This window comes from Mesorhizobium sp. ESP6-5 (genome assembly GCF_020164695.1).
GTDB lineage: Bacteria > Pseudomonadota > Alphaproteobacteria > Rhizobiales > Rhizobiaceae > Mesorhizobium > Mesorhizobium australicum.
This window is the reverse complement of record NZ_JAIUGR010000003.1, coordinates 246,937-268,426: the sequence shown is the minus strand read 5'-3', so window position 1 is coordinate 268,426 and position 21,490 is coordinate 246,937. Positions and strand designations below refer to the sequence as shown.

Annotated in this window: 17 protein-coding genes; 8 read left to right on the top strand and 9 right to left on the bottom strand. The window is 63.1% G+C overall.

Going from position 1 to position 21,490, the window contains the following annotated elements:
• Positions 1–64 precede the first annotated feature (64 nt).
• On the bottom strand, positions 65–1,072 hold the full coding sequence (locus LB524_RS05910) for an ABC transporter permease subunit (RefSeq protein WP_015314101.1): 1,008 nt from the start codon (positions 1,070–1,072) through the stop codon (positions 65–67).
• Positions 1,073–1,122: 50 nt separating this feature from the next.
• Positions 1,123–2,715 carry an ABC transporter substrate-binding protein gene (locus LB524_RS05905; protein WP_015314102.1) on the bottom strand — a complete coding sequence of 531 codons (1,593 nt, stop codon included), beginning with the start codon at positions 2,713–2,715 and terminating at the stop codon, positions 1,123–1,125.
• Between the two features lie 466 nt (positions 2,716–3,181).
• Between LB524_RS05905 and LB524_RS05900 the strand changes: the two genes are divergently transcribed.
• Together LB524_RS05900 and LB524_RS05895 are read left to right on the top strand one after the other, a co-directional pair.
• Positions 3,182–5,206, top strand: a complete 2,025-nt coding sequence (locus tag LB524_RS05900; RefSeq protein WP_224524375.1) for a long-chain fatty acid--CoA ligase — start codon at positions 3,182–3,184, stop codon at positions 5,204–5,206.
• Positions 5,206–5,931 carry a class I SAM-dependent methyltransferase gene (locus LB524_RS05895; RefSeq protein ID WP_411909898.1) on the top strand — a complete coding sequence of 242 codons (726 nt, stop codon included), beginning with the start codon at positions 5,206–5,208 and terminating at the stop codon, positions 5,929–5,931. Before LB524_RS05900 ends, LB524_RS05895 begins: the two co-directional genes overlap by 1 nt.
• Here LB524_RS05895 and LB524_RS05890 read toward each other — a convergent pair.
• A complete protein-coding gene (locus tag LB524_RS05890) occupies positions 5,915–6,637 on the bottom strand; it encodes an HAD family hydrolase (protein ID WP_015314105.1) in 723 nt (240 codons plus the stop codon). The genes LB524_RS05895 and LB524_RS05890 overlap by 17 nt on opposite strands.
• Before the next feature lie 5 nt (positions 6,638–6,642).
• Positions 6,643–8,286 (bottom strand): glucose-6-phosphate isomerase, encoded by a 1,644-nt coding sequence (pgi, locus tag LB524_RS05885; protein ID WP_411909897.1) that lies wholly within the window; start codon positions 8,284–8,286, stop codon positions 6,643–6,645.
• A gap of 337 nt (positions 8,287–8,623) precedes the next feature.
• On the opposite strand from pgi, the gene LB524_RS05880 reads away from it, so the two are divergent.
• The 3 genes from LB524_RS05880 to LB524_RS05870 all read left to right on the top strand — a co-directional run bounded on the left by LB524_RS05880 (position 8,624) and on the right by LB524_RS05870 (position 13,180).
• Positions 8,624–10,117, top strand: coding sequence for a PLP-dependent aminotransferase family protein (locus LB524_RS05880; protein WP_015314107.1), 1,494 nt, complete (start codon positions 8,624–8,626; stop codon positions 10,115–10,117).
• A gap of 191 nt (positions 10,118–10,308) precedes the next feature.
• Positions 10,309–11,892 (top strand): trimethylamine methyltransferase family protein, encoded by a 1,584-nt coding sequence (locus LB524_RS05875; protein WP_224524370.1) that lies wholly within the window; start codon positions 10,309–10,311, stop codon positions 11,890–11,892.
• A gap of 58 nt (positions 11,893–11,950) precedes the next feature.
• Entirely contained in the window at positions 11,951–13,180 is a 1,230-nt protein-coding gene (locus LB524_RS05870) for an aromatic ring-hydroxylating oxygenase subunit alpha (protein WP_140614851.1), read from the top strand.
• Between the two features lie 38 nt (positions 13,181–13,218).
• On the opposite strand, the gene LB524_RS05865 is transcribed toward LB524_RS05870, so the two are convergent.
• From LB524_RS05865 to LB524_RS05850, 4 genes are all read right to left on the bottom strand, one after another.
• Positions 13,219–13,617: a hypothetical protein gene (locus LB524_RS05865; protein ID WP_224524369.1), complete on the bottom strand. Its 399-nt coding sequence runs from the start codon at positions 13,615–13,617 to the stop codon at positions 13,219–13,221.
• 167 nt (positions 13,618–13,784) lie between these two features.
• A complete protein-coding gene (chrA, locus tag LB524_RS05860) occupies positions 13,785–15,176 on the bottom strand; it encodes a chromate efflux transporter (protein WP_224524365.1) in 1,392 nt (463 codons plus the stop codon).
• Positions 15,173–15,991, bottom strand: a complete 819-nt coding sequence (locus LB524_RS05855) for a chromate resistance protein ChrB domain-containing protein (protein WP_224524630.1) — start codon at positions 15,989–15,991, stop codon at positions 15,173–15,175. Before LB524_RS05855 ends, chrA begins: the two co-directional genes overlap by 4 nt.
• Before the next feature lie 228 nt (positions 15,992–16,219).
• The gene (locus LB524_RS05850) at positions 16,220–18,025 is read right to left on the bottom strand and encodes an IlvD/Edd family dehydratase (protein WP_015314113.1); all 1,806 of its coding nucleotides are present in this window, start codon (positions 18,023–18,025) and stop codon (positions 16,220–16,222) included.
• Between the two features lie 151 nt (positions 18,026–18,176).
• Here LB524_RS05850 and LB524_RS05845 point away from each other — a divergent pair, with 151 nt between their 5' ends.
• Positions 18,177–18,626 (top strand): SRPBCC family protein, encoded by a 450-nt coding sequence (locus LB524_RS05845; RefSeq protein WP_224524363.1) that lies wholly within the window; start codon positions 18,177–18,179, stop codon positions 18,624–18,626.
• An 18-nt stretch (positions 18,627–18,644) separates the two neighbouring features.
• On the opposite strand, the gene LB524_RS05840 is transcribed toward LB524_RS05845, so the two are convergent.
• Entirely contained in the window at positions 18,645–19,823 is a 1,179-nt protein-coding gene (locus LB524_RS05840; protein ID WP_224524360.1) for an Mrp/NBP35 family ATP-binding protein, read from the bottom strand.
• 146 nt (positions 19,824–19,969) lie between these two features.
• On the opposite strand from LB524_RS05840, the gene LB524_RS05835 reads away from it, so the two are divergent.
• Both LB524_RS05835 and LB524_RS05830 read left to right on the top strand, forming a co-directional pair.
• Positions 19,970–20,347, top strand: a complete 378-nt coding sequence (locus LB524_RS05835) for a VOC family protein (RefSeq protein ID WP_224524352.1) — start codon at positions 19,970–19,972, stop codon at positions 20,345–20,347.
• A 146-nt stretch (positions 20,348–20,493) separates the two neighbouring features.
• Complete coding sequence (locus LB524_RS05830; protein WP_015314117.1) at positions 20,494–21,393, top strand: LysR family transcriptional regulator; 900 nt, start codon at positions 20,494–20,496, stop codon at positions 21,391–21,393.
• Positions 21,394–21,490 lie beyond the last annotated feature (97 nt).

Sequence of the window (21,490 nt, the reverse complement as noted above, 5' to 3'; positions counted from 1 at the left end):
CCGCGCATCCTGCGGCTTGACGACGGTTGCGGCTTCGATGGTGGCTGGGCCTTCATTGGTCATGTCAATTCGCCCGGATGCGCGGGTTGATGACGGCATAGAGCACGTCGACGATAAGGTTCACCGACATGACGATCAGCGCGATCAAAAGCAACCCGCCCTGCACGGTGAAATAGTCGCGCTTGGAAATGGCATCGATCATCCACTTGCCGATGCCCGGCCACGAAAAGATGCTCTCGGTCAGGATGGCGCCGGTCAACAGCGTGCCGACCTGCAGGCCGATCGTGGTGACGACCGGGATCAGCGCGTTGCGGAAGGCATGCAGGCCGATGACGCGCCGCGGCGCCAGGCCCTTGGCGCGCGCGGTGCGCACATAATCCTCGCCCAGCACTTCGAGCATGGCCGAGCGGGTCTGCCTGGCGATGACCGCCAGCGGAATGGTGCCGAGCACGATGGTGGGCAAGATGAGGTGCGACACCGCCGAGCGGAAGGCGCCCTTCTGGCCCGAGATGAGGGAATCGATGGTCATGAAGCCGGTCACCGGCTTGAAGAAATAGAGAAGGTCGATGCGGCCCGAGACCGGCGTCCAGTGCAGCGTGCCGGAAAACACGATGATCAGCAGCAGCCCCCACCAGAAAATTGGCATGGAATAGCCGGCGAGCGCGGTGCCCATGGTCAGCTGGTCGAACCAGGAGCCGCGGCGGATGGCAGCAAAAATGCCGAAGGCAACACCGAAGATGACGGCGAAGATCATGGCGAAGATGGCGAGTTCGACCGTGGCCGGGAACCGCACCAGGAAATCCTTGAGCACCGGCGTCTTGGTTGAAAACGAGGTGCCGAAATCGCCGCCGAGGATATTGGTCAGATAGGTCAGATACTGTTGCCAGATCGGCAGGTCGAACCCGAACTGGTGCATCAGCGCCGTATGACGTTCGGGCGACAGGCCACGTTCGCCCGCAAGCACCAGCACCGGATCGCCGGGCAGGATGCGCACGAAGCCGAAAGCGAGGATGGTTATCCCGATGAAGGTCGGGATGATGAGGGCGAGCTTGCCGAGGATATAACGCAGCATGGCGGGCGAGGTGGGGCGGCGCCTTGTGGCGCCGCCCCGTTTCGCGAACCTTATTCGGCGATATCGACGCCGTCAAAGCGATGGATACCGAGCGGATCCATCGCAAAGCCGGAGACGGTTTTCTGCATCGGCATGAACACCTTGGAGTGGGCGAGCGTCGCCCACGGTGCCTGCTCCTTGAAGATGACCTGTGCCTGTTCGTAGAGCTTGGTGCGCTCGGCCTGGTCGGAAACCGTCTTGGCCTTGTTGATGAGCGCATCGAAGTCCTTGTTGCACCATTCCGCGCGGTTGTTCGAACCGACGGAAGCGCAGCTCAGGAGCACGCCGAGGAAGTTGTCCGGATCGCCATTGTCGCCGGTCCAGCCGACGATGACGGCGCCGTCGTGATCGACCGCGGAAGCGCGCTTGAGGTATTCACCCCAATCGTAGCTGACGATGTTGACCGTGACGCCGACCTTTGCGAAGTCCGCCTGAATCAGCTCGGCGGTGCGGCGCGCGTTCGGCATGTACGGGCGCGAGACGGGCATCGCCCAGACGTTCATCTTGAGGTCCTTGACGCCGGCCTCTTCAAGCATCTTCTTGGCCGCGTCCGGATCGTACGGATCGTCCTTCACGTCCTTGTTGTAGGACCACATGGTCGGCGGGATCGGGTTGATCGCCACCTGGCCGGCGCCCTGGAACACGGCGTCGATGATGGCCTTCTTGTTGATGGCCATGTTGAGCGCCTTGCGGACACGCACGTCGTCGAACGGCTTCTGCTGGGTGTTGTACATCAGCGCGCCGACGTTGAGGCCTTCCTGCTCCGCGACCGTCAGGTTCGCATCAGCCTGCAGGCCGGCAATGTCGGCCGGTGCCGGATAGGACATGATGTTGCATTCGCCGGCCTTCAGCTTCTGCGCGCGCACCGCCGGATCGGTGGTGATGGCGAAGACCAGATCGTCGATCTTCTGCTTGCCGCCCCAATAGTCCGGGTTGGCCTTGTAGCGGATGGCGGCATCGGTCTGGTAGTCGACGAAGATGAACGGCCCAGTGCCGACCGGCTTTTGGTTGAACAGTTCAGGCGTCTTGTCGGCCTGCAGCTTGTCGGCATATTCCTTCGAGACGATCGAGGCGAAATCCATGCCCAGCGTCGGAATGAAGGTGATCGCCGGTTCCTTGAGGGTGAACTTCACCGTCAGGTCGTCGACCTTCTCGACCTTGGTGATGTTGTCGCCGAACTGGTCATTGTAATACTGGTAGGCAATGCCCGGTATGTACTGGAACCAGGGGCCGTTCTTGTCGACCTGGCGCTCGAAAGAGAACACCACGTCGTCGGCGTTCAGGTCGCGGGTCGGGGTGAAGTAGTCGGTGGGCGCGAACTTGACGCCCTTGCGCAGCTTGAAGGTATATTCCTTGCCGTCGTCGGAAATGGTCCAGCTGTCCGCCAGGCCGGGCGAAACCGAGGTCTTGCCGTGATCGAATTCGACAAGGCGATTGAAGACGGTACGCGAGGACGCGTCGAATGTCTGGCCCGCGGTATACGGCGCCGGGTCGAAACCCTCCGGCGACGCTTCAGCGCAATAGACCAGAGTTTTCGCGTTGGCCACGCCGCCCAGGACGCTTGCAGCCAGCAACGCGGCTGCAAAAGTCAATTTCTTCTTCATTGAGCACTCCCTGATGTTCTTCCAAGCCCCTCTATCAGGCTCGCGAAGCGCGCATATAAGCACCGTTTTTCCGGGTTTGGAACACCCCGTTTGCTTACCCCGCGGGAAGCAGGAAAAAAATCCGCAATTTTGTTAAATGGCAGAAAAAATTAGCACTTTTTTCTATTCACGATATTATTAACGACCGCATTTTTTTATTGATCAGACGTCCGGCGACAAGGGTGCCGCGCCCTGTATTCATCCGCCGCCGGTGCGGAAAGATGCCGTTCCAGCCGTGGCCGGCGGGAAAGGTTTTCGGCGGCAAATCTTTCGGCATCCTGCCGCTAGGGCAAGACTTGCACCGCCGCCGATAGAGGCAATACATAGATAGACAGCTGGCGGCAGCGGAGGGACGTCTCCATCAATCTGGAGGCGGCGCGGTAGGGCCCAGCGAGAACAGGCGACCAGGGTTGTCGAGGAGGAACGGGTGGCAAAAGCATCGAAGGCCCCGGTGAAAGCGTCCGTTAAGGCGAGGCCTAGACCAGCCGCAGGCGACGACGGGCAAGGCAAGGCCGCGGGCAAGGCCGCGACCGCGAAGGCGGCGGCCGGCAAGAAAGCACCCGCGGCAAAAACCGTGGCCACCGCCAGGACCGCCGCGAAGCCGGCGTCGAAGGCCGCGCCGACAAAGGCACCCGCGACCAAGCCCGGATCGGGCAAGGCCGGAACGGGCAAAACCGCGACGACGAAGAGTTCGCCACCGGCGAAGACTGCACCGGTCTCCAAGCCAGCGACAGCGGCCAGCCAACGGCTGCCGAAGGCGCTCACCGAACTCGCCGCCGGCCTGCCGCAAAAGCCATGGCTCAACAGCTATCCCAAGAACATGCCGGCCGAGATCGGCGCCCTTCCCTACGGTTCCATCGGCGACTTCCTCGTTGGCGCCTGCAAGCAGTTCGCCGGCCAGCCGGCTTTCACGTGCATGGGCAAGTCCATCACCTACGCGCAGCTCGAACAGTCTTCGGCGGCCTTCGGTGCCTACCTACAGTCCACAGGATTGCAGAAGGGCGCGCGTGTCGCCCTGATGATGCCGAACGTGCTGCAGTATCCCATAGCGATGATGGCGGTCGCCCGCGCCGGCTTTACGGTGGTGAACGTCAATCCGCTCTACACGCCGCGCGAACTGGAGCATCAGCTCAAGGATTCCGGGGCGCAGGCCATCGTCATCCTCGAAAACTTCGCCAACACCCTGCAGGCGGTCGTCGCCAGGACCTCGGTCAAGCACGTCGTCGTCGCGGCCATGGGCGACCTGCTCGGCGGCCTGAAGGGCTCGATCGTCAATCTGGTCGTGCGCCGCGTCAAGAAGATGGTGCCGGTCTGGTCATTGCCTGGCCATGTCAAGTTCAACGCGGCCCTCAAGGCTGGCCGCGGCATGGCTTTCAAGCCGGCCACGGTGGCCGCCAGCGATGTCGCCTTCCTGCAATATACCGGCGGCACCACCGGAATCTCGAAAGGCGCGACCCTCTCGCACAGCAATGTGCTGGCCAATGTCGCGCAGAATGCGCTGTGGCTGCAGGACGCCTACACCGTCAAGCCAAAGCCGGCGCATCTCAACCTAGTCTGCGCACTGCCGCTCTACCATATCTTCGCGCTGACGGTGAATGCACTGATGGGCATGCAGATGGGCGGCCAGAACATACTGATCCCCAATCCGCGCGACATTCCCGGCTTCGTCAAGGAAATGGGCAAGTATCCGATCCATATCTTTCCGGGCCTCAACACGCTGTTCAACGCGCTGCTCAACAATGAGGACTTTCGCAAGCTCGACTTCAAGCCGCTGCTCTTGACGCTTGGCGGCGGCATGGCGGTACAGAAGGGTGTCGCCGAGCGCTGGAAGGCGCTGACCGGTTGCCCCATCAGCGAAGGCTACGGTCTTTCGGAGACCTCGCCGGTGGCGACGGCCAACAAGTTCAGCTCCGGCGAGTTCACCGGCACTATCGGCCTGCCGCTGCCCTCGACCGAAATCGCCATTCGCGACGACGACGGCAACAACGTACCGCTCGGCGAAGTCGGTGAGATCTGCATCAGGGGACCGCAGGTGATGGCCGGTTACTGGAACCGGCCGGACGAGACCGCCAGGGTGATGACCAAGGACGGCTTCTTCAAGTCCGGCGACATGGGCTTCATGGACGATCGCGGCTTCACCAAGATCGTCGACCGCAAGAAGGACATGATCCTCGTCTCCGGCTTCAACGTCTATCCGACCGAACTCGAGGAAGTCGTGGCGGCGCATCCCGGCGTGCTCGAAGTGGCGGCGATCGGCGTGCCGGACGAGCATTCGGGCGAAGTGCCGAAACTGTTCATCGTCAAGAAAGACCCGGCCCTGACCGCCGAGGCCATCACCGCCTTTTGCCGCGAGAACCTGACCGGCTACAAGCGGCCCAGATACATCGAGTTCAGGACCGAATTGCCGAAGACGCCGGTCGGCAAGATCCTGCGGCGGGCGCTGCGCGAATAGTGGATCTCGCCAACGACGATACGCCGGTCCGGCGCCCGCGCCTCGACCCGGCGGAATTCATCAAGGCGAACATGCGCCTGACATCGGTGCCGGCGCTTCCCGAAATCCGGCTTTATACCGCCCACCCGAGCAGCGGGCTGAGGCGCCTTGTCGAAGGCGATGACGCCGATTCGCAGGAGCCGCAGCCGCCCTATTGGGCCTATGCTTGGGCAGGCGGCGCCGTGCTGGCGCGCTATGTGCTGGACCATCCGGAGATCGTGGCGGGCCGCCGCGTGCTCGACCTTGGAGCAGGCTCCGGCATTGTCGGCATTGCCGCGGGAAAGGCCGGCGCGTGTGAGGTGATGGCCACCGAGGTCGATCGGAACGGCGTTGCCGCGCTGGCGCTGAATGCAGCGGCCAATGGCGTCACGATCACGATAATGGGGAACGACATCACCACCGGGCCACCGCCCGCCGTGGACCTAGTGCTCGCCGGCGACGTGTTCTACGGACAAGGTGTCGCCTTGGGGATGATGCCTTTCCTCGACCGCTGCCTCGCCGCCGGCATCGAGGTGCTGGTCGGCGATCCGGGCCGGGCCTATCTGCCGCGCTCGCGGCTGCGGCTGCTTGCCGAATACAAGGTGCCGGATTTCGGCGAGGCGAAAGACGCCGCGCTGAAGCCGAGCGCTGTCTTTCGCCTCCAGCCCGAACAGTACGCCGCCCTGCCGATCAGACCGTCTCCTTGACCCGCGTCGAAAGGAAATCCGGCAGATCGGCAACCGAATCCAGGATGACATCGGCGATCTCGGCCAGCGATTCGCGCGTGCCGGTGCCGGAGAGCACGCCCACCGCCAGGCCGCAGCCGCCGGCACGCGCCATTTCGAGATCGTGCCTGTTGTCGCCGACCATGGCGATCTCAGACGGCTTGAGCCCCGTAAGATCGCAAAAGGCCTGGATGGTGTCGGGAGCGGGCTTGGGGTTGGCCACCGCGTCATAGCCATAGGCGGCTTCGAACAGTTGCGCGACACCCAGCGTGACAAGCGTCTTTTCCGCGCCGCTGGTCGAATCGTTGGTGGCGACGCCAAGCCGGTAGGATCGCCTGTGCAGCAGAGCCAGCGTGTCGGCGATGCCCGGCAGCGCCACCGCCATCGTCGAGCCCTGCACCGAGGTGATCTCGTTGAAACGGGCAACGGCCAGCATCTGGTCTTCATTGGACAGGCGCGGGAACCACAGTTCGACAACGTCGAGATTGGTGCCGGAGGCAAAGATGGAATCGGGCTTGAAGCGCCGGTTGGCGAAATCGAAGCCCGCGGCCGCGAGCAGCCTGTCGGCTTTCCAGCGGTCGCCGTCGGCCGCGTCCATGGCCATGAAGTCGGCGACGCCGAGCCAGGTCGCGTTGAAGTCGACAAGCGTTCCGTCCTTGTCGAACAATATCCCCTTGATGTCAGCCAAGCGCTTCACTCCGAACCACGCAATTGGTGGATGCGTTCCACAAGGCCCCTGGTCGAGGCGTCCCGGTTTGCGGCGCTTTCCTTGCCTTCCACGACAGGCAGGAGGCCGGTGGCCAATTCCTTGCCGAGTTCGACGCCCCACTGGTCGAAGGAGTTGATGTTGAACAGCGTGCCCTCGACGAAGACGCGGTGCTCGTAAAGCGCGATCAGCCGGCCGAAGGTGCGCGGGTCGAGCTTGCGGTAGAGAATGGTCACCGAGGGCCGGTTGCCGGAGAAGACACGATGCGGCGCGATACGGTCGACATCGGCCGGCTTCATGCCCTTGGCCAGCATCTGCGCGCGCGCCTCTTCCAGCGTACGGCCCTTCATCAGCGCTTCCGACTGCGCCAGGCAGTTGGCGAGCAGCAGGTCATGCTGATGCTTGAGATCAGGCTCGTGGCCGACGGCGGCGGCCAGGAACTCGACGGGGATCAAATCGGTGCCCTGGTGCAGCAGTTGGAAGAAGGCGTGCTGGCCGTTGGTGCCTGGCTCGCCCCAGACCAGCGGCCCGGTCGGCGTCGTCACCGGCGTCCCGTCAAGGGTAACGCTCTTGCCGTTCGATTCCATGTCGAGCTGCTGCAGATAGGCCGGCAGCCTGGACAGGCGCTGATCGTAGGGGATGACCGCGCGGGCCGGATAGCCGCAGACCACGCGGTGCCACCAGCCGACCAGCCCGAGGAGCGCCGGCAGGTTTTTCTGGAGCGGCGCAGTGCGGAAGTGTTCGTCCATTTCGTGCGCGCCGTCGAGGAAAGCGCGAAAATTCCTTGGGCCGACGGCGATCATGACCGGCAGGCCGATCGCGCCCCACAGCGAATAGCGGCCGCCGACCCAGTCCCAGAAGCCGAAGACGCGATCCGGCTCGATGCCGAACTTGGCCACCAGGTCGAGCGCGGTCGAGACGGCGGCGAAATGCTTGCCCACGGCCTCCTTGCCGAGCGCCTTCTGCACCCAGTCGCGCGCCGTCTGCGCATTGGTCATCGTCTCGACCGTGGTGAAAGTCTTGGAGGCAATGATGAACAGCGTGGTTTCGGCGGACAGCCCCTTCAGCGTGTCGTGGATGTGAGCGCCGTCGATGTTGGAGACATAGTGGGCGCGCGGGCCGTCATGATAGGGGGCGAGCGCCAGCGTCGCCATGGCCGGACCAAGGTCGGAGCCGCCAATGCCGATGTTGACGATATCGGTGATCTTCTTGCCGGTGGCGCCTGTTGCCTTGCCGGAGCGAATGGCATCGGCGAAGGCGCCCATGGCGTCGAGCACGGATATGACATCCGCCTTGACGTCCTGGCCGTCAACCGTGACGCCCTTGCCGCTCAGGTTGCGCAGCGCCGTGTGCAGGACGGCGCGGTCTTCGGTGATGTTGATCTTCTTGCCGGCGAACATGGCGGCGCGACGGCCTTCGAGATCGGCTGCGGCGGCGAGCTTCTCAAGGAAATCCATGGTCGTCGCGTCGACGGCGCATTTCGACCAGTCGAGCAGGAGGTCGCCGTCAGCGGCGGAGAATGTCTTGAAGCGCTGTGGATCGGCGGCAAAGGCCTGGCGCATGTCGCCCGGGGCCGCGGCGCGATGGTCGCGCAGGGCGGCAAGCTGTTTCTGGAAGGCTGACTGATCCACTGGCGGGGACTCCTGGCTTTTTCGACGCACCATATCAGACCGGATGTTTCCGGCGCGTGTCGTCGCGCCCCAACTATTGAGCCGAAATCCATCCGGTCAATACGCGGCGATGACGCAGCACATCACGATGCGATGACACAATGTATCGAGCAAGGAGGTGGGTATCGAGGAGCGAGGTGGTGTCGAGAGCGAGGGGCCGCACCTTATTTCGAGCTTGAAGGATCACTGGCATAAATCCCAAAGATCAGAAAAATTGATTGGCGCAACCCCTTGTGCCACGGTTACGTTCGGCTGGTCCAGCCAAGCGAAAAAAGCTGGCCATCGAGGAACATCTTCCATGCCACAGAGAAACGACACGGCGATATGGTCCGGCCTGTTCCGGATTTCGGCTGAATCCGGCCAGACCCTGCAGGCGCAGATCCGCCAAGCCATCGTGGCCGCGATTCTCGACCGCCAGATCGCCGCTTCGATGCCGCTGCCTTCCTGCCGTATCCTGGCCGAGAAACTCGGCGTCGCACGCGGAACGGTGGTGCTGGCATTCCAGCAGCTCGTCGACCAGGGTTTCCTGGTGGCGCGCGAGCGGCGCGGCCATTTCGTCAATCCGGACGTGCTGGCGACACCCGCCAAGCCGCACCAGAAAGCACCCGACCAGGCCAACGAGATCGACTGGAAGGCGCGCCGGCAGATCGCGGCAAGCGACATGCCGCCGCCCGCCAAGCACGAGAACTGGATCAAGTCCTCCTACCCCTTCGTGTACGGCCAGTTCGACCCGGCGCTGTTCCCGACCGCCGAGTGGCGCGAGTGCAACCGCATGGCGCTGGCCGTGCTGGAGATCCGCAACTGGGCGTCCGACATGGTCGACCGCGACGATCCGCTGCTGATCGAGCAAATCCAGGCACGGCTGCTGCCCCGGCGCGGCATCTTCGCCAATCCCGACGAGATCATCGTCACGCTGGGCGCCCAGAACGCGCTCTATATGCTGGCCTCGCTGCTGATGACCAAGGGCTCGAAAGTGGCGATGGAGGATCCAGGCTATCCCGACGCACGCTCGATCTTCCGGCTCGCGGGCGCCGACATCGAGCCGGTGCCAGTGGACCAGTCCGGTATCGTAACCTCTTCTATTCCCAATGATTCCGGCTTCGTCTTCGTCACCCCCAGTCATCATTGCCCGACCATGGTGCCGTTGTCGGCGGAGCGGCGGCAGGATCTTCTGGCGCGCGCCAACCGGCACAACCAGATCATCATCGAAGACGGCTATGACAGCCAGCTTCTCGACGAGGCGCCGCAGCAGGCATTGAAGAGCCTCGACCGTTCCGGCCGCGTCGTCTATGTCGGCTCGATGTCGAAGACGCTGGCCCCGGGGCTGCGGCTTGGCTACATCGTGGCTTCCGCTGGACTGATCGCCGAACTCAGGGCGCTGCGCCGCTTCATGCTGCGCCATCCGCCGGCCAACAATCAGCGCGCCGTGGCGCTCTTCCTGTCGCTCGGCCATCACGAAGCGCTGGTGCGGCGGCTGTCGAGCGCCTTCGACGAGCGGCGCAAGCGGCTGGTCCATGCGATTTCGGCCTTCCTGCCGGAATGGCGCTCGACCGACTCGGCCGGCGGCACGTCGCTGTGGCTGGAAGGGCCCCGCGGCACCGATTCCCGCGGTTTGGCCGAAGCCGCGGCCTCGCGCAGCGTCATCATCGAGCCCGGCGACCGCTTCTTCGACCGCACCGAGAAGCCTTCGCGTTTCATGCGGTTGGGCATTTCCTCTATCGCTCTGCAGCACATCGAGCCCGGCATCCGGGAACTCGCCACCGCAGCCGGACGCAGGCCGGCCGCCGCCTGATCCATCAAGCCGATTTCTCGACCGGAGCCGCTTCTCAGCGGCTCCGGTTTGTTTTAGGTCTGGCACATGTAGCTGGGCCAGCTGGCTCATAGGATGGGCCAGTGCCGGCGGCATAGTCGGCGTCAGAGAAGAAGCAGGTTGATGGTGGACCAACCGCCACGAACTCCTGCCGGTAGAGGTGGAGTGCTTCCATGCCAGTGGCTGTCGAAAAGCAGGACATGCCGGCGAACCGTCGTCCACAACGCTCCGGCGACCGCGAAACGGGACGTGCGGTGAAATCAGCCATTCCACCAAACGGGCCACTACACCAAGCCATGGAAGGCGGCAGTTACGGGCCATTGCGCGGAAACGACTGCGAGCGCATTCATGAGGGCGTGCTGACGCTTCTGGAAACGGTCGGCTTCGCCAACGCCATCCCGTCCTGCATAAAAGTCCTGACCAAGGCTGGCGCCATCCATGGCGACGATGGCCGCATCCGTTTCCCCCGTGCGCTCATACTCGACACCATCAAGCGAGCCGCGCGGCATTTCACATTGCATGGCCAGGACCCCAAGCACGACATGGTGATCCAAGGCAAGCGTGTCCACTACGGCACGGCGGGTATCGCCGTGCATCTGGTGGATCTCGAAAAGCGCGAGTATCGCGAATCGAAGCTGCAGGACATCTATGACGCCGCCCGCATCGTCGATGGACTGAGCAACATCCATTTTTTCCAGCGGCCGATGGTGGCGCGCGACATCGCCGACCCGCTCGATATGGATTTCAACACGCTCTACGCCTGCGTGATGGGGACATCGAAGCATGTCGGCACGTCCTTCACCGTGCGCGAGAATGTGAAGCCGGCGCTCGAAATGCTCTATGCCATCGCCGGTGGCGAGGAGAATTTCCGCGCCCGGCCATTCGTTTCCAACTCCAACTCCTTCGTCGTGCCACCGATGAAGTTCGCCGAGGATGCCTGCGGCGTGCTCGAGGCCTGCGTCGAAGGCGGCATCCCCATCCTTCTCCTCTCCACCGGCCAGTCCGGAACAACCGCTCCGGCGGCGATGGCCGGCGCGGTCGCGCAGGCAGTGGCCGAAGTGCTGGCCGGCCTGGTGTATGTTAACGCGCTCAAGCCGGGACATCCGGCGATCTTCGGCGCCTGGCCGTTCATGTCGGACCTGCGCACCAACACCATGGCCGGTGGCTCGGCCGAACAGGCGGTGGTAACGGCGGCCTGCGCGCAGATGGCGCAATTCTACGACCTGCCCGGCGGCTCGGCCGCCGGCATGACAGACTCGAAACTGCCCGATATCCAGTCCGGCTACGAGAAAGGCATCACCAATGTGATGGCCGGTCTCTCGGGCCTCAACCTCGTCTACGAATCGGCCGGCATGCATGCCTCGCTGCTCGGCTTCTGCCTGGAAAGCCTGATCATCGACAATGACATGCTTGGCCATTGCCTGCGCTGCGCACGCGGCATCGAAGTGACGGACGAAGCGCTATCGATCGACACCATCGCCGATGTCTGCCTCAAGGGTCCGGGCCATTATCTTGACAACGAGCAAACGCTCAAGTCGGCGCAGGCAGAGCGTTTTTATCCCGCCTTCGGCGATCGTTCCTCACCGAAGGAATGGAACGAAAAAGGCCGGCCTGATATATTGACCCGGGCGATCGACGAGAAGAAGCGCATCCTTGCGGAACGATTTCCGCGGCACGTGCCCAAGCTGGTCGACGACAGATTGCGCGCCCGCTTCGGCAACCTGATCCACTTGCCGCGCGCGAGCATGGGCGGCTAGCCAGAAGACCGACATACAGATAGCCACCGACAGAACCAACCATTGGGCAGAACGACAAATGAGCGTCTATCCTATCCAGCAAGCCGCAAATACCGAAGATGCCATCGATCGGCTGGTGGCCTCGCACCGGCCAGGCTACGGCCTGACGCGCCCATTCTACCACGACCAGGATATTTTCGAGCGGGACATGGAACGTCTGTTCCGCCGCCATTGGCACTGCCTGGCGCATGCCAGCGTCATTCCCAACCCCGGCGACTTCGAACTGTTCAAGCTCGGTGACGAGGCGGTCATCCTGTCGCGTGGCATGGATGGCACCGTGCATGCCATGCTCAATGTCTGCCGCCATCGCGGCGCCGAGGTCTGCACCAAAGAGAAGGGCAACGCGAAAGTGTTCGTCTGCCCGTACCATGCATGGACCTATTCCAATGACGGCTCGCTGCGCGCCGCCAGGCTGATGCCGAAGGATTTCGACCGCACCGCGCACGGGCTGAAGAAGCTCCATGTCCGCGTCGCGACCGGCCTTGTCTTCATCTCCTTCGCCGAGACGCCACTCGATTTTGATCCGATCGAGCAATCTTTGCGCACGAGTTGCGGACAATATGGTTGGGGCGATGCCAAGGTGGCCTATCGCCAAAGCTATCCGCTCGACGCGAACTGGAAGCTCGCCGTCGAAAATTACGTCGAATGCTACCATTGCGGACCTGCGCATCCCGAATATTCGCAGACGCACGCGCTGGAAAAGCCCGCGGAAATGATCGAGCAGCTCAATGCCGCGATGGAACAGCGGACCTGCGCTCTCGGCATCGAGATCGGCAGCGGCGATCGCTGGCAGAATTCGGCCGCCGGCCAGGAGGCGATCCACACATTCCGCTATGCGCTCTATGACGGCGTTTCGAGCGGCAGCCGGGACGGCTCCCCCGTCGCGCCACTGATGGGCCGCTTCACCGACTATGACGGCGGCGTCACCTCCATCCATCTTGGCGGCACGACTTTCCTCGTCTGCTACCCCGACCACGGGATGATCTACCGATTCATCCCGAAAACGGCTCAGACCTGCGAGATGGAACTGATCTGGCTGGTGCGCGGCGACGCTGTCGAAGGCCAGGACTACGATCTGGAGAAACTGACCTGGCTGTGGAAGGTCACCACGGACGAGGACAAGAAGATCATCGAGCATACGGCGCGCGGCGTACGCTCGCACTATTTCGTGCCCGGACCGATCGCGCCGATGGAGTACAACGAGCTGCGTTATATCGGCTGGTATCTCCAGGAGATAAGCCGGGCTTAGAGCGGTTTCAGCGTTTCACGAAAGCACTCAGCCAGCGCTCAGTCGGCGCCCAGCCCGAAGCGCTCAACCACCTCGGCGTTGATCAGCTTGGCGTGCAGTGCCATCAGCACGATCTGGGCATCGAGATCGTCGCCGGTTTCGAGAGCGGCCTCGATCCGGCGCTCCGCGTCGAGCCGCTGCTGTGGGCCTTGCACACGCTCGAAGGTTTCCGGTCCGGCGATGCAGTAGCTGAACAGGTTCGCTACCCGCGGATAGGCCTGCGGCGGCGGCTCCTCGGGCCAGTGGTCCTTCATCAGATTGACGATGGTTAGTTTCACCCCTTCGGGCACGAGGGCGGGATGCAGGTCGGCGCCACGCAAGGCGGCATCGAGCTGCCGCAAATCACCCGAGCGGCCGAACATGCCGAGAAAGCCGAGGGAAGAGCGTCGTCCCGCCATTGCTGGTCCAATCCGTTTTTCACCAGTTAGGTGGTTCGGAAGCGGAATACAAAGGAGCCGGAAAATCTAAACCGCGTCGCGTCGAAACGGATCCATGCGACGCGCCTTAGATCTTGTTTCGATGCATGTCGTTTTCCCGAACCGAAGACACTTCCGGGCGACATCCACTAGCCGCCCGCGGCGAGCAGCAACACGCCGGCAAGAGCGCATCCCGCAAGCGTCGGCAGCACACCGGTTTTCAACTTCAGGATGGCGACCATGGCGGCCACTGAAAGCAGCGCGGCTCGCCAGTCGATCGACGAAAGCACCGGCACATTCATGCCAAGGCCCGTCATGCGCACTTCGCGGAAGACGACGTGCAAGGCGAACCACAGAGCAAGGTTCATGACGACGCCGACCACAGCGGCGGTGATCGCGCCCAGCGCGGCCGACAGGGCCTTGTTGCCGCGCAGGGCCTCGATGTAGGGCGCGCCGAGGAATATCCAGAAGAAGCAGGGTGTGAACGTAACCCACAGCGTCAGCAGCGCTCCAAGCGATCCGCCAAGCAGTGCGTCCAGCGAGCCGGAGTGGCGAAACGCGGCGATGAAGCCGACGAATTGCAACACCAGGATGAGTGGACCCGGCGTGGTCTCGGCAAGGCCAAGGCCATCGACCATTTCACCAGGGGCGAGCCAGCCGAAGGACTGCACGGCTGCCTGCGCGACATAGGCAAGAACCGCGTAGGCGCCGCCAAAGGTGACCACCGCCATGAGGCTGAAGAAGCCGCCAATCTGCGTCCACACGCTGTTCGTCCCGGTGAGTGCCCAGAGCAACAGAACCGGCCCGAGCCAAATCGGCAGCCAGATCGCGATGGTGCACGGCGCATGCCATCGTGTCGGCCTGGTATGGGCCAGTTCGCCGCGTTCGAACATCAGGTCGACCGCGCCCCTGATATCGGGAGCGTCGTTCTTGCCGTGCGCCGCGCCGGAAAACAGGGCTGGCGCGACACGGTTTCCCACCCATCCCACCGATCCTGCAATCAGGACGATGAGCGGGAACGGGATGGCGAGCACATAGATGCCGAGAAAAGCGCAGAGCGCGATCGCCACCATCAACCGGTTCTTCAAGGCGCGGCGGCCGATGCGGATCACCGCCTCGACCACGACCGCGAGCACGGCGGCCTTGACCCCGAAGAACAGCGCCGCGACCAGCGGGACATCACCATAGAGCGCATAGAGAATGCTCAGGGTGAGCATGACGAGTGCGCCGGGCACCACGAACAGGACACCCGCGACAAGGCCGCCGATCGTCCTGTGCAGCAGCCAGCCGATATAGATGGCGAGTTGCTGGGCCTCGGGACCGGGCAGCAGCATGCAGTAGTTCAGCGCATGCAGGAAACGCTGTTCGCCGATCCAGCGCCGGCCCTCGACCAATTCCTTGTGCATGAGCGCGATCTGCCCCGCCGGCCCGCCGAAGCTCAGCAATCCGATCTTCGCCCAGAGTTTCGTGGCTTCGCGGAAGCTCGGGACCGCCGGCGCCTCGACGAGGTCGGCATCATTGCCCGAAATGAGGCTGCTCATGACGGCTTTGCCCCGCCCGGCCAGTTGTGCGTCTCGTCAGTGGCGTCGCGACACCAGCGGAAGAACGCGTCATAGAGCATCGTGCCGGCCTCCAGCTGCTCCAGATCGTCGCGGAACATGCGTGACAGGCCAAGAGAGGCGGCCAGAAATCCGGCTGCCTGGGGAACGAGATCCAGGCGTGCGGTGTCGGCCGCGCGCACGATCGTGGCAAGCCGATCGAGTGCCTGGGATTCCAGCCCGAACTCCTCGATCATCGTGTCGAAGGTGCAGCGCTCGCCGCGATGACTCCAGAACACATTATCGATGTCGAAAGGCACGGCCTGAAAGCGGTCTGCGACAGCCGGAACTTCAGCGGGTTCGACGAAGAGAAACACCGCGTCGGGATCGATGAAGCGCCGGATCAGCCATGGGCAAGCGATGCGATCGACCTTGGGGCGAGCCCGCGTTACCCAGACGGTGCGGCCCTTTTCATCGCGGGACGGTATCTTGTCGGCGCGGACCAGAAGCCCGCCGGCATCGCGCCAGGCTTCGAAGCCGCCTTCGAGGGATTCGGCGGCAATGCCTTCATGCCGCAGCCACGCGGCAACCCCTTGCGAAAGCTTTTGCCCCTTCTGGCAAAGGACGGCCACTTGGCTGCCGGCAAGGTCGTGTGCCCAGGCCGAGACCGTTTTGAAATTGCGCCGGTGAGAGGCCGGCAGCAGGCGCGGGTCGGCGTCGTAGTCTTCATCGATACGGACATCGACGATCAAAGGTGCGCCCGGCAGACCAATCAGACGGGATAGTTGCTGTACGGTGATAGCGGTTGTTGACGGCATGGCGTCCACCTCCTGAAGAAGCCTGGACGCGAACATTGGGCTGACGCCTCACGGGGTCGTCGCGATACACCCCTTGCGATGATGGTGGAATTGTTGGGCTGGCTTGTCAAGGACAGAGCGTTTCCCGGCCCGTGGCTGTGACACGGCGGCCTGATCGAAGGCCGCCGGTCGTCGTGATCCATCATCAGTGACCAGCCAGGAATAATCGATGACTATTCCCGGGAATAATCAATGATTGTCGCGAGGCACCCCCATCGTGTGGGCGACATCCTGATATTTCACCGCCGGCTTCAGCACCATGCCGGTCGAGAACTGGTCGACCATGCCGCGCTGGATCTCCTGCCAGGGCGTCTGGTGCTGGGGATAATGATAGCCGCCATCCTTCTGCAGCTCGGCGCGTCGCCGTGTGATCTCGTCATCGCTGACGAGGATGTTCGCCGTGCCCTTCCGCAGGTCGATGCGGACGCGGTCGCCGGTCTTGAGCAGCGCCAGGCCGCCGCCGACCGCGGCTTCCGGCGAGGCGTTCAGGATCGACGGTGAGCCCGACGTACCGGACTGGCGGCCGTCGCCGATGCAGGCCAGCGCGTGGATACCCTTCTTGATCAGATAGGCCGGCGGCTGCATGTTGACGACCTCGGCGCCGCCGGGATAGCCGACGGGACCGGCGCCGCGCATAAACAGGATGGTATGCTCGTCTATGCCTTGCGCCGGATCGTCAATGCGGGCGTGGTAATCCTCGGGCCCGTCGAAGACCATGGCGTTGCCTTCGAAGGCTTCCGGGTCGTTCGGGTTCGACAGATAGCGCTCGCGGAATTCCGGCGAAATGCCGCTCATCTTCATGATCGCCGAATCGAATAGGTTGCCCTTGAAGTTGATAAAGCCGGCATTGGCCTTCAGCGGCTCGGCCACTGTGCGGATGACGTCGGTATTCTCGTTGGCGACGCCCTCGCAATTGGCGCCGATCGACTTGCCATTGACGGTCAAGGCATCGGGATGCGGCAGCATTCCGGCCTTCATCAGTTCGGCGACCACGGCAGGCACGCCACCGGCGTGGTGATAGTCTTCGCCCAGATATTCACCTGACGGCTGCAGATTGACGATGAGCGGCACTTTGAGGCCGATGGTCTGCCAGTCGTCATTGTCGAGCGGCACGCCGAGATGGCGGGCGATGGCGTTGAGATGGATCGGCGCGTTGGTCGAGCCGCCGATCGCCGAATTGACGACGATGGCGTTTTCGAAAGCCGCGCGGGTCATGATATCGGACGGTTTCAGGTCCTCGTGCACCATGTCGACGATGCGCTTGCCGGTTTCGTAGGCGATCTGGCCGCGCTCGCGGTAGGGCGCCGGAATGGCGGCCGAACCGGGCAGTTGCATGCCGAGCGCCTCGGCCAGCGAATTCATCGTGGTGGCCGTGCCCATCGTGTTGCAGTAGCCGGTGGACGGCGCCGAGGACGCGACGATGTCCATGAACTCGTCATAGCCGATCTCGCCGGCCGACAGGCGCTGGCGCGATTCCCAGACGATGGTGCCCGAGCCGGTACGCTTGCCCTTATGCCAGCCATTGAGCATCGGGCCGACCGACAGCGCGATGGCCGGGATGTTGACGGTCGCCGCCGCCATCAGCAAGGCAGGCGTGGTCTTGTCGCAGCCGATGGTGAGCACGACGCCGTCGAGCGGATAGCCGTAGAGCACCTCGACAAGGCTGAGATAGGCGAGGTTGCGGTCAAGGGCGGCGGTCGGCCGCTTGCCGGTCTCCTGGATCGGGTGACAGGGGAATTCGAAAGGAATGCCGCCCATCGAGACGATGCCTTCGCGCACGCGCTTGGCAAGTTCGATATGGTGCCGGTTGCAAGGCGAAAGGTCAGAGCCCGTCTGCGCGATGCCGATCAGCGGTTTGCCCGACATCAGTTCGGCGCGTGTCAGCCCATAATTCAGGTAGCGCTCGAGATAAAGCGCCGTCATTCCCGGATTGTCGGGATTGTCGAACCACTCCTGCGAGCGGAACTTTTTCTTTTTCGTGGGGGCGCCGGCCATCATGGTCTCCGTATTTGTATGACAAATCGATATGACAACGCGCGGATGCAGGCAAGGGGCACGCGTGATCTGAATCCGGACTTTGGTGCGATAGACAGCTATCGAGCCGCACGCTACGACCAATCCGACATAGGCGATGCGGGAGGTTTAGATGGCTTTGGTGATCGAGGGCGAGGAACGTATCGCCGCACCCGTGCAGAAAGTGTGGGAAGCGCTGAACGACCCAACCGTCCTGAGGGGCGCCATTCCGGGCTGCCAGAGCCTGGAAATGAAATCGGCGACCGAGATGACGGCAACGGTGGTGCTGAAGATCGGGCCGATCAAGGCCACCTTCAACGGCGAAGTGACGCTCAGGAATCTCAAGCCGCCGCATGCCTACACCATCCAGGGCGAAGGCAAGGGCGGCATCGCCGGCTTCGCCAAGGGCGGTGCCGACGTCACGCTCACCGCCGACGGGCCAGACGCGACGGTCCTCAAATATGCGGCCAAGGCAGAAGTCGGCGGCAAGATCGCGCAGCTTGGCAGCCGGCTGATCGAATCGACGTCGAAGAAACTGGCCGGACAGTTCTTTTCGGCTTTCGGCGAGAAAGTGGGCGGCTGACGCACTCCCCGTGAGGGTTCACTCAAAGACGATACTCGGCACGGCCGCTTCGGCCGCGCCGCGTTCCTCGTTGACCCTGTCCCAGACCTTGGAAGCGATATCGCGGTAGATTTTCGCCTCGGCGCCATCCGGCTTCGAGACGACCACCGGCGTGCCGGCGTCGGAGCTCTCGCGGATCCCCATTTCAAGCGGCACCTCGCCGAGGAAGGTGACGCCCAGCCTCTCCGCCTCGCGGCGCGCGCCGCCATGGCCGAAGATGTCGTAACGCTTGCCGGTATCCGGGGCGATGAAGTAGCTCATGTTCTCGACGATACCGAGCAGCGGCACATCGACTTTCCTAAACATATTGAGGCCCTTGCGGGCGTCGATCAGTGCCAGGTCCTGCGGCGTCGAGACGATGACGGCACCCGCCAACGGCACCTGCTGGGCCATGGTCAGTTGCGCATCGCCCGTGCCGGGCGGCATGTCGACGACGAGCACGTCGAGCCGCCCCCATTCAACCTCGCGCAGCATCTGCGTCAGCGCCGACATCACCATCGGCCCGCGCCAGATCATCGGCGTCTCCTCATCGACGAGGAAACCCATCGACATCACCTTGAGGCCGTAGTTCTCCATCGGTTTCAGGATCTTGCCGTCGATCGTCTGCGGCCGGCCATGGATGTTAAGCAGTCTGGGCATCGACGGGCCATAGATGTCGGCATCCAGCACACCGACCCGCAAGCCATTGGCCGCCAGGCCAAGCGCCAGGTTGACGGCCGTGGTCGACTTGCCGACGCCACCCTTGCCGGAAGCAACCGCTATGATCGCCTCGATGCCGGGCACGCCGCGCTTGCCCTGGCTCTGCGAAGCAGGGGCATGCGGAGCCGCCCGTGGTGCCGCAGCGACCGGAGCCGTCGGCGCCGGCCTGGGTGCGGGACGCGATGGAACCGACGCCTCCATGCCGCCGCCTTTCTTTTCAGCCGTCAGCGCGACGACCGCACCGGCGACGCCGGGAATGGCCTTCACCACCCGCTCGGCGGCGGCGCGCAACGGCTCCATCTCCTGAGCGCGCGCGGCGGGAACGGTGATCGAGAAGAACACTTTCGAATCGGCGATGAAAATCTCCGAAACCATGCCGAGGTCGACGATGTTGCCGGTAAAGTCCGGCCCGTTCACCGTCTTCAGGCGCTCGGTGACGATTTCCTTGGTGATGGACATGGCTGTTGTTCCCTGGCGTTCGGCTGCAGCTCACATAGTGCAGATCGCGGACCGCTCCAAGCGCCAGGCATGATGGCGGTCGTCAAGCGGCCTGGGCGACCTATTTCCATGACCAGAGGGAATGACAACCAGGGAAGGAGACGATCATGCTTGCAAACAGCAACGCATCGGCAAACCTCGCCGTGAAGGATCTGGCAAGGGCCAAGGCCTTCTATGAGAGAACACTCGGCCTGGAACAGGTGCACGATGAGGGCGGCGAATTGATCGTCTACAAAAGCGGCGATACCACGATCAATGTCTATCGCTCCGAATTCGCAGGGACCAACAAGGCGACGGCGGTAACCTGGATGGTCGGCGACACCATCGCCGATGTCGTCAACGCCCTCAAGTCGAAGGGTGTCGCCTTCGAGCATTACGAGATGCCCGGCCTAACGATGGAGGGTGACCTGTATGTCGGCGGCGGCATGAAAGTCGCATGGTTCAAGGATCCGGACGGCAACATCCTCAATCTCGTGGATCGGTAGATCCCGGCGATCGAAGCAGCGCTGCGCGATCGCTTTTTTATGCATGTCGTTGTCCCAAAACCGAAGTCACTTTCGGGCGACATGCATTGGAGGATTGAGCGCGACACCATCTGGCGCGACGCCACCGCGCCGGATAGCTTCCCCCAATGATCGACAAGCTGGAATTCTTCATCGCGCTGGCCAAGGAAGAGCACTTCGGCCGGGCGGCCGAGGCGTGTGGGGTCACGCAGCCGACCTTGTCGGCCGGCATCAAGCAGCTCGAGGGCCAGCTCGGCGTCATGTTGGTCAATCGCGGGTCGCGGTTCCAGGGGCTGACCCCGGAGGGCAAGCAAGTGTTGGTCTGGGCGCGCCGCATCGTCGGCGACTCCAGGACCATGCGCGAGGAGATGCGCGCCGCCCGGTATGGCCTTTCCGGCCGCATCCGGATTGCAGCAATCCCGACGGCATTGGCGATGGTCGCGAGATTAACGACGCCCTTTCGAGACAAGCACCCAGGCGTCACCTTTTCGGTGCTGTCGCGGACCTCGATCGAAGTGCTGTCGCTGCTTGGCAATTTCGATGTCGACGCGGGCATCACCTATCTCGACAACGAACCGCTGGGACGGGTGACCAGCGTGCCCCTCTATGACGAGCGCTACCAATTGATCACCGCAATCGGCAATCCCTATTCCGACCGCGACAAAGTGACATGGTCCGAGATCAGCCAGTTGCCGCTGTGCCTTCTGACGCCGGACATGCAGAACCGCCGCATCATCGACCAGCACCTGGCGGAAGCCGGCGTGCAGGTGCGGCCGACGCTGGAATCGAATTCGATGATCGTGCTGTTCTCGCACATCCGGACCGGCAAATGGTCATCGATCATGCCACTCAACCTTGCGGAAACATTCGGTTTTTCCGAACCGATCCGGGCCATTCCGATCGTCGAGCCCGATGCCAGCCACACAGTCGGGCTGGTCGCCGCGCCGCGCGAGCCGCACACGCCGCTGGTGCAGGCGCTGCTGGACGAGGCGATGGCGCTGGCAGACGATTTCCGCGCCCACCGCTAGGCTAGACAATGCTGAGCGAAGCTCGTCGATAGAAGATTTCTATCGAGCAACGAAACAGCTTTATTGATTTCGCGGGTTTCCTCTGATTTTGTAAAGA